General features: G+C 63.2%; 6 protein-coding genes. 3 read left to right on the top strand and 3 right to left on the bottom strand.

Annotated features, from left to right (window positions below; genetic code table 11):
- The first annotated feature begins 212 nt into the window (after nt 1–212).
- Nucleotides 213–1,466, top strand: coding sequence for a tyrosine--tRNA ligase (gene tyrS / locus NKJ28_RS21505; RefSeq protein WP_023674679.1), 1,254 nt, complete (start codon nt 213–215; stop codon nt 1,464–1,466).
- Nucleotides 1,467–1,996: 530 nt separating this feature from the next.
- Here tyrS and NKJ28_RS21500 read toward each other — a convergent pair.
- Both NKJ28_RS21500 and NKJ28_RS21495 read right to left on the bottom strand, forming a co-directional pair.
- The gene (locus NKJ28_RS21500) at nt 1,997–3,091 is read right to left on the bottom strand and encodes an alkene reductase (protein WP_023674678.1); all 1,095 of its coding nucleotides are present in this window, start codon (nt 3,089–3,091) and stop codon (nt 1,997–1,999) included.
- A 58-nt stretch (nt 3,092–3,149) separates the two neighbouring features.
- Nucleotides 3,150–3,938 carry an SDR family NAD(P)-dependent oxidoreductase gene (locus tag NKJ28_RS21495; RefSeq protein WP_352636888.1) on the bottom strand — a complete coding sequence of 263 codons (789 nt, stop codon included), beginning with the start codon at nt 3,936–3,938 and terminating at the stop codon, nt 3,150–3,152.
- A 110-nt stretch (nt 3,939–4,048) separates the two neighbouring features.
- Here NKJ28_RS21495 and NKJ28_RS21490 point away from each other — a divergent pair, with 110 nt between their 5' ends.
- A complete protein-coding gene (locus tag NKJ28_RS21490; RefSeq protein ID WP_023674676.1) occupies nt 4,049–4,612 on the top strand; it encodes a TetR/AcrR family transcriptional regulator in 564 nt (187 codons plus the stop codon).
- Between the two features lie 428 nt (nt 4,613–5,040).
- On the opposite strand, the gene NKJ28_RS21485 is transcribed toward NKJ28_RS21490, so the two are convergent.
- Entirely contained in the window at nt 5,041–8,415 is a 3,375-nt protein-coding gene (locus NKJ28_RS21485; RefSeq protein WP_352571433.1) for a hypothetical protein, read from the bottom strand.
- Nucleotides 8,416–8,511: 96 nt separating this feature from the next.
- Between NKJ28_RS21485 and NKJ28_RS21480 the strand changes: the two genes are divergently transcribed.
- The gene (locus NKJ28_RS21480) at nt 8,512–8,979 is read left to right on the top strand and encodes a peroxiredoxin (RefSeq protein ID WP_352571434.1); all 468 of its coding nucleotides are present in this window, start codon (nt 8,512–8,514) and stop codon (nt 8,977–8,979) included.
- Nucleotides 8,980–9,113 lie beyond the last annotated feature (134 nt).

Genomic DNA, 9,113 nt, shown 5'->3' with positions numbered 1-9,113 from the left:
AACGCTTCCACGCCATCGCCGAGGGCTTCGCTCTTGCAAATCCAAACTAATCCCCGCCAAATCAGATGTGTGCGCACGCTAGCCCACAAGGGGAGAAGGCAAGAGGGTGTCGCAAAACCGGATTCCACTTTTGCTGATCGCGCTTGAGTGCTAAACGCCCGCCTTCATGCATAGCCGAACCGCGTTCGGCCGGAAGCTTTTCGGGAAAGAAAATGTCCGCCTTCAAATCCGATTTCCTGCGCACGATGAGCGAGCGCGGTTTCATCCACCAGACCTCGGACGATGCCGGCCTCGACCAGCTTTTCGCCACGGAAACGGTGAGCGCCTATATCGGCTTCGACGCCACCGCCAGGAGCCTGCATGCCGGGTCGCTGATCCAGATCATGATGCTTTACTGGCTGCAGCAGACCGGCCACCGGCCAATCGCGCTGATGGGCGGCGGCACCTCGATGATCGGCGATCCGTCGTTCAAGGACGAGGCGCGCAAGCTTTTGACGCCGCAGGACATCGAGGACAATCTCGCCGGCATCCGCCGCAACTTCACGCCCTACCTCAAATTCGGCAGCGGCCCGAACGACGCCGTCATGATCAACAATGCCGACTGGCTGATGGACATCAACTACGTCAATTTCCTGCGCGATGTCGGCCGGCATTTTTCGGTCAACCGAATGCTGGCCTTCGATTCAGTCAAGCTCCGGCTGGACCGCGAGCAGTCGCTGTCGTTCCTCGAATTCAACTACATGATCCTGCAGGCCTATGACTTCGTCGAGCTCTACAAGCGTCTCGGCTGCCGGCTGCAGATGGGCGGCTCCGACCAGTGGGGCAACATCGTCAACGGCATCGATCTCGGCCATCGCATGGAAGGCGCGCAGCTTTATGCGCTGACGACGCCGCTGCTCACCACCTCCTCCGGCGCCAAGATGGGCAAGTCGGCCTCGGGCGCGGTCTGGCTCGATGCGGAGATGCTGAGCCCGTACGACTTCTGGCAATACTGGCGCAACACCGAGGATGCCGATGTCGGCCGTTTCCTGAAGCTCTACACGACCCTGCCACTCGCCGAGGTCGCACGCCTCGAACGGCTCGGCGGCTCGGAGATCAACGAAGCCAAGAAGATCCTCGCCACCGAAATCACCGCCATGCTGCATGGCCGCGAGGCGGCAGAGGAGGCCAGCGAAACGGCGCGTAAGACGTTCGAAGAAGGGGCGCTCGCCGAAACACTGCCAACCGTCGAGGTGGGCAGGGCCGACCTTGAAGCCGGCGTCGGCCTATTGTCGCTGTTCGTCACCGCCGGGCTGGCTGGGTCCAACGGCGAGGCACGGCGGCATATCCAGGGCGGCGCCGTGCGCCTCAACGACCAGCCAGTTTCCGACGATCGCAGGATGGTGACGCTGCAGGACCTTGGCCCGGAAAACGTCGCGAAACTGTCGCTCGGCAAGAAGAAACACGTTCTGGTGCGGCCGGTCTGACCAGGGCCCGGCACTTCCTGTTAGATCTTTTCCGAAACCGGTTTCATCTTGCGGCGCTGACCTTCGGTTCGGAATCACCGCCGAGGTTAATCAGCTAGCTCCCGAGAATGGCCGAGATGCCATTCGTCTCATCGATCGGAACGAGCAGGTAGCGCAAATAGCGGACGTTCTGCGGCGCTTCGATGAACGTCTTGTTCGGGGCCGGAAGCGGACTTGCGGCTTGGCGGCTTGGAATGTGAGAAGCGGACGTTCAGGCGCCCCCATGCATCGACGCGATCTGACCCATTCACGACAGTCGAAATCACGGTGAACGGGTCCGCTTGCGCCTGTAAAGCGAACGTACGACGTGCTACGAATCTCGCCTGGCTGGTCCTGGGCGGACCAGAGGAGCTAACGTCTATGCTATAGCCCTCCATGGCCCTCCTGAATCCCTGGGTTTGGACACCAGTTCGAGCGGAGCGCCAGAGAGATGCCCTGAGGCGCTGCTGTCACGTGGGATGGCTGCCTCGCAGGCGCCGCCCTCCGATAGCTCATGGGCGGCTTGAGGCGGCGATCGCGGGATAGTCGGTATAGCCAGCGGAGCCGCCGCCATAGAGCGTCGCCGAGTTGAACTCCGTCAGCGGCGTGCGCGTCTTCAGCCGTTCCACAAGGTCGGGATTGGCGATGAACGGGCGCCCGAAGGCGAAGAGGTCCGCCTTGCCCTCGGCGAGCCGCGACGCCGCGAGTTCGAGGTCATAGCCGTTATTGGCGATATAGGTATTGTTGAAGCGCCGGCGGAGCGATCCGAAGTCGAACGGCGCGACATCGCGCGATCCGCCCGTGGCGCCCTCGACGACATGGATATAGACGATGCCCAAAGCATCGAGTTGATCGACGATATAGTCGAACTGCGCCTGGGGGGCGCTGCTCGAGACGCCGTTGGCGGGCGAGACGGGCGAAATCCGAATGCCGGTGCGCTCTGCGCCGATCTCCTCGACCACCGCAGTCGCAACCTCCAGCATCAGCCGGGCGCGGTTCTCGACCGATCCGCCATAAGCATCCGTGCGGACATTGGCACCGTCCTTGGCGAACTGGTCCAGCAGATAGCCGTTGGCGCCATGAATCTCGACGCCATCGAAGCCGGCCTCAATGGCGTTCGCCGCTGCTTGCCGGAAATCGTTGACGATCCCCGCAAGCTCGTCGAGCGCCAGCGCGCGGGGCTCCGAAACCTCGACAAAGCCGTTGTTCACGAACGTCTTGGTCGCGGCCCGGATTGCCGAGGGCGCGACGGGCGCGGCGCCGTTCTCCTGCAGATCGACGTGCGAGACGCGGCCGACGTGCCAGAGCTGCAGGAAAATCCGCGCGTCCTTGGCGTGCACCGCGGTCGTGACCTTTCGCCAGCCGTCGATCTGAGCCTGAGAATAGATGCCGGGCGTGTCCTGGTAACCTTGTCCCTGCCGCGAGATCTGCGTGGCCTCGGAGATCAGCAGGCCGGCGGAGGCCCGCTGGCCGTAATACTCGGCGGCAAGATCACCCGGAACGAAGCCCGGGCCAGCGCGATTGCGCGTGAGGGGCGCCATGACGATACGATTGGAGAGCGTCAGCGAGCCGAGAGAATAAGGCTCAAAAAGTGCTTTGTTGGTCATAGGTCACCTTGTTTGTCCCCGCCGCGACGAGGTCGTTATCAAATGGATTCGTTGGTGCTCAGGCGACCTTGCGGTACCGCTCGGCGGGATGTTCGTTCCGATAGTTCGGAAGCATGGCCTGGCGCGCGGCCTGAAGCGCGTCCCACTGACCGGCATCGGGGAGTGGCGGGATGGTCACCGGTTCGCGGCGGTCGAAGCCGACCAGCGCCGCGTCAACCAGATCGTCCACCTCCATCACGTTGGAGAGCGTGTTGATGTCGGCGCCGACGTGGCCCCAGATCTCGGTTCGCGTCGTGGCGGGCAGCACGGCTTGGACGTAGACGCCCTTCGGCTCAAGCTCGAGGCTGAGCCCCTGCGACAGAAACAGCACGAAGGCTTTGGTTGCGCCGTAGACCGTCATGCCGAACTCCGGCGCCAGCCCGACCACGGAACCGATGTTGACGATCGCCCCTGCACCCGCCTTCGCAAGTCGCGGGGCGATGGCGCTGGCAAGTCGCAGAAGCGCGGTCGTGTTGAGCGCAACGAGCCGGGCGACGTCATTGGTACTCTGCTCGATGAAGCTTCCGCCGATGGCTGTTCCGGCATTGTTGACGAGAATCCCGATGCGGGCGTCATCGCGCAGCCTCGTCTCTACCGTTGCAAGCTCGGCAGGCTGCGTAAGATCAGCCTGGACGATGTCGATCGCAACGCCAGTTTCCTGACGGAGCCGGGCTCCCAGTGCCTCCATTCGTGCCACGTCACGGGCAACCTGCACGAGGTCGTGTCCGCGGCGGGCGAACCGTTCGGCATAGGAAGCTCCGATGCCCGTGGAGGCGCCGGTGATGAGGACTGATGGAATGGTGGTCATGGCATTGCTCTTTTCTCTGATGGAACCTATATTCATGACGATCATCATGATTGCGGCTAAATATGATGGGCATCATGTAAATGTCAACGGGGCCGACGGAGAATTTTGAAATGAAGGTCAGTCGAGAGCAGATGGCGGAGAACCGTCACCGGATATTGGATGCGGCCAGCCGGCTGTTTCGCGAGAAGGGGTTCGACGCGGTCAGCGTGGCGGAAGTGATGAAGGCCGCCGGGCTCACCCATGGCGGCTTCTATGGCCATTTCAGTTCGAAGGACGACCTGATCGCGCAGACCCTTGCCCACGTCCTCGCCGCGGACTCAGGCGGAGGGGGCGATCTTCGCGCTTATGTAGGTTCCTATCTTTCGCCCCGGCATCGCGACAACTGCGCCGGCGGTTGCCCGACGGCGGGCCTTGCCGCAGCCATCCGCCATCAGACCCCGGCTGCACGCTCGGCCATGACGGAAGGCCTACGATCGCAGATCGACCGTATCGGCAAGGCGCTCCCGGAGTTGGATCCGGCAGACAGACGCCGCGCGGCGATCGGAAGCTGGGCAGCGATGGTGGGGGCAGTAATCCTCGCCCGGGCGATCGACGATCCCGCGCTCTCGGATGAAGTGCTTGAGCAGACGCGTGCCTGGGTCGATGCCGGGATCAGCCAAGTGTCTGCCAGCTAGGTGGTCTGCGGCAGGAGTGCTCTTGTCGAGAGCAATGCGGCTATCGGCGTTGGTTGGGTGGCTATCTTGCAGAATATCGCACCGCAGCGTGCAATCAGCGGGATTCGCGGACCAAGAGGGTTTCGAACTTCCCTGTTGAGGCAACCATGCTGTCGCCCAATTTCCGCTAAACTGGCGAATGAAGCCGTTCAACGGCAGAACATCGAATGACCGCTCCTGGCGCAACTACGCCCTCAAGCGCGGTCGCCGGTGATGTCCGCTGTAAGGCGGTGGCACAACTAACTTTAACGGCCGACATTAGGCGCAAAGCGGCCATTTAGGCCCGGGCGGACGTCAGTCGCCTTTGGATCATGGGCGTGAATTCGCGGGGCGGACGAGCGGCCGCTTAAGATCAAAACTCGGTCGCTCGAGGTAATTGGGTTTTGACCTCAGCGATACTCGAAGATCGACCGGAAAATCCCGGGCGCTATCACCGATAGCGGATTGACCTCCAGGTTCGGCTTGTTGGCGTTGCCCTTGAGCCTGTAGGTGACGCCGATCAGGCCGCGGTCGCGGCCGTTGCCGAGCAGTGCGCCGATCAGCGGCAGTTCGCCGAAGATGCGGTTTACGCCGTAGGCCGGCATGAACGTGCCGGTCATGTCCATATTGTTGTTCTGGTCGTAGAGCGTGCCCTGGAAGGTGGTGCCGATGCGCGAGCCGCGCAGCACGCCGTTGCGCAGCTTCAGATAGCCGCTGCCCTTGTCGATTTCGCTGAAACCGCGCTCGAAATTCACCCTCGACGTGTCGAGATTGCCTTTGACCGCCTCGTTGAGGCTGCGGCTGTCGCCGGCCGGCGTCGTCGACACGATCGAGGCGAGCTTCGGCTCATTAACGATAAAGAAGTTCTTGGCGTCGACCTGGCCTTTCATCGGCCCGTCGCCGGCCCCGGTGAGCGCCAGCGTGATCGAGCCGCCTTCCATATGCTCGTAGATGTTGAGGAAGCGCAGTATGGCGCCGGCGTCGGCCGACTTCATGTTGAGCGTGCGCAGGCCGCCGCCGGTCGTGTTGCTGATGGTGATGGCGGCTCCCGAACTTGCTGTGGCGCTCACCTTGAGCCCGTTCACCCGGGAGCCGGCGGCGCTGTAGTCGAGCTTCAGATTCGACAGCACCTCGTCATGGAAGCCGGTCAGGGAACTGACGTCGGCGCTGACCGAGATCGCATCGACGCCAGTGGTCTTGGTGGCGGTGTCGACGTCGGACGTGAATTGCTTGATCAGCGAGCGTGCGTCTAGCGCGCTGCCGCTGACCTCGACAGCATAGGCCTTGCCCGACCGCTTCACCGAGACGGCGACGTCGTCGCCCCTGTTCAACGTGACCTTGCTGAACCGGGCCGAGGACAAGGCGCCGTTGACCAGCACCGCGCTGCCGTCGATGGAAAAGGTCTTGCCATCGAGTTCGAAATTGGAGAGCGTCGTGGTGTCGCCGGTCTTCGCCATGGCGAAGACGACCTTGGCGGGAATGCCAGGCCCCTTGCTCCAGCCGGCCCAGGGAATGTCCAGCCTGGCATTGGTCAGGTCGGCCGACACGTTCTGGTTGCCGGTGCCACTCTTGTCGATCGCCACCTTGATGGTTCCGGAAAGCAGCGTCGACAGGCCAGGCATGGCGGTGGCGCGCGTCTTGTCGTCGAGCACCAGCGCCACTTTACGACTGCGCGGCGGGCCGCCATCCCTGAGCGGCTCGATCAGGTCGAGCTCGGCCGGAATGCCGTTGAGCAGCGCCTTCGCCGAGATCACCGCCCGGTCGGGCGCGACCGTGATCGAGCCGTCGGCATGGCTGACTGTCTGGCCCTCGAACGGCTTGCCCAGCGACAGGTCCTTGTAGTCGAGCGCCACCAGCCAATCGAGTTTGGAAGAGTCGACACCGGACTGCAGCGGAATATCGGCCTTGACGTGGCCGGTCACCGTGCCGGATAGGTCGTCCGGCAGCAGGCCGACATGGCGCATGGCGTTGATCGGGTCAAAGGATGCCAACTCGGCGATTGCCGGCGCCTCGCCGGCGACATCGATGTCGAGCGCGCCGATCACCGGCGGATGGTTCGCGGCCTTGACGGTGAGCGTGCCGTTGCTCGCCGCCACCGTGCGGCCGCTCGGCATATAGACGCTGCCCGACGACAGCGCGACGTCGACGTCATTGCCGTGGAAGCCGACGACGCCAACGGCATCGCGGATCGGCGGAATGCGGCCGGCCGTGTCGAAGCGCGATCCTTCGACCTGGAATCGGCCGAACACTTCATCGGCGGAAAGCGGCACGCCGTTGCCGAGCCGTCCGGGCACGACCTGGAACTGCAGGCTGCCATCGACGACGCGGCCGCCGAACAGGTTCTTAAGCACCCACAGCCTGGCATTGCGCGCCGAAAACCATGGCCATAATTGCTTGACGTGCGAGACCGGCATGTCGTGGACATTGAGCGCCACCGATATGCCCGGCGCCTGGTTGGCGACGAATGAAACCGAAGCCGTGCCCAGCACTTCGCTGCCCGGTCCGGACCGGACGCCGATCTGCTCGGCGACCAGCTTTTGGCTCGTCGGCTGGTAGACGCCGGCGATACGGGCAATGAAGCTGAGTGCCGGCTCCGGCGAATCGGAAGGCGCCAGGGTCGAACCGTCGCTGGTCAGGTCGTAACGATAGGATGGCTCCTCGCCCGCTGCGCCGGTAGCCGGCTTCGGCCCGATCGAACCGGCGAAATCGAAGGTCGAGCGGCCGGTTTTCACCAGCAAACTGTCGACCTGGATTTTGTTCGACCCGGCGACGAGTGTTGCATCGAGATCGATGTCGGCCGGAAGCAGGCCGCGCGAACCGAGATCGAGCACCGATCCGGTCAGTGACAGGGCAGCGGTCAGCCGCGAACCGTTGTCGCCGGTCCCTTCCGACCCCGCCAGCTTCAAGGCGATCGCACCCAATTTGCCACCTGCCGCAGTGTCGGCATCCGCTGCCTGGATGCTGGCGTCCAGCGTGGTGATGCGTCGCGTCGCCGGATCGCGGGTGGCGGAAGCGGCGATGGTAAGCGCCCTGCCGTCGACATCCGCGTCGGATGAAAACTCCATGCTTCCCGGTCCCGACTGCGAGACGGAGGCCTCGGCGATGGTGACCGACTTGACGGATCCGGTCTCGGGCAGTGCCAGTTCGACGTTGCGCAGATCGATCTGGCGCATCGAATCCTCGCGCACCGCGTCGAGCGCGCGGTTGAGGTTGGCGAAGACGGCGGCGGAAAGTTTTTCCGGATCGATGAGGCCGTCCTGGTTGCGCAGCTCGGCCGTCCAGTCGCCGCCGGACGGCATTGCCGCCATGACGATGTGCGCGTCGGAAATCCGGGCGCTGGTCAGCCGTACCTCGCCCGAAAGCAACGGGATCAGCCGGATGCCGAAGCGGACCCGGCCTGCATCGGCCATTGGTTTTCCGTCGGCGGTCTTGAGGCTGACGTCGCTGACCTGCAGCGCAATGAAGCTCGACCCGTCAAGCGTCAGCCGTGCCGGCCCGACGGCAACGTCGACATCGAAGCCGGCCAATTTCTCGATTGCCGTTTCGGCTTCCGCGCGAAGCCGCTCCGAGCCGAAGCCGGACACGCCGATCGCATAGACGCCGGCGGCAGCCAGCAACACAAGGGCGACAAGGCCGGCAAACAGCCGCGCCATCATACGGACGCCGCGACCGATCGACGCCTGGCCGAGCGGCGGGACGCGGCACGCGGACGGAAAGGTTCCCAGGTCGGTGATCTCGTCACGCCTGAACCTGATCTTCTCGTGCTGCGGTAGCTCCTGATCCACGCAATCTTCCGTTGAAACGAATTCGATCGTGGACGAATCCCCGCTCGACATTATATCGATGCAGCCTGGCGCGTAACCTCAAACAAGGGCATCGATATGGCTGACCTCGACGTGGGCGATGTTGCGCCGCAGTTCGATCTTCCGCGCGACGGCGGCGGTTCACTCAGCCTCGCCGCATTGCTGGGAAAACCCATCGTACTCTATTTCTACCCACAGGACGACACCACAGGCTGCACCAACGAGGCGATCGGCTTTTCGCAGTTGAAGCCGGAGTTCGAAAAGGCCGGCGCTGTCGTCATCGGGCTCTCGCCGGACAGCGTCAAGAAACACGACAAATTCAAGGCGAAATACGATCTGAGCGTCGACCTTGTCGCCGACGAAGAGCGCAAAGTGATCGAGGCTTACCATTTGTGGGTAGAAAAGAAGCTCTACGGCCGCACCTATATGGGCGTCGAGCGGGCGACGTTCCTAATTGGCCGGGACGGACGCATCGCCAGGATCTGGCGCAACGTCCGCGTCAAGGGGCACGCCGAAGAAGTGCTGGAGGCGGTTCACGCCCTTTGAGAGCTGCGCCAGGCCGCTGCAATTCGATACCCGTTTTGCGCGAAGACCTTTGCCTGTCGTTCGATCCGGCAAAACTTTGTTAACCCTAATAATGTGTAATCAGGCTCGTCGTTGGTGTCGTAACGAAAGCTTGG

It is taken from the genome of Mesorhizobium sp. M0145, assembly GCF_040322355.1.
Classification (GTDB): Bacteria; Pseudomonadota; Alphaproteobacteria; order Rhizobiales; family Rhizobiaceae; genus Mesorhizobium.
Note: the sequence above shows the minus strand (reverse complement) of the source record. Positions and strands in the feature narration are given on the sequence as shown.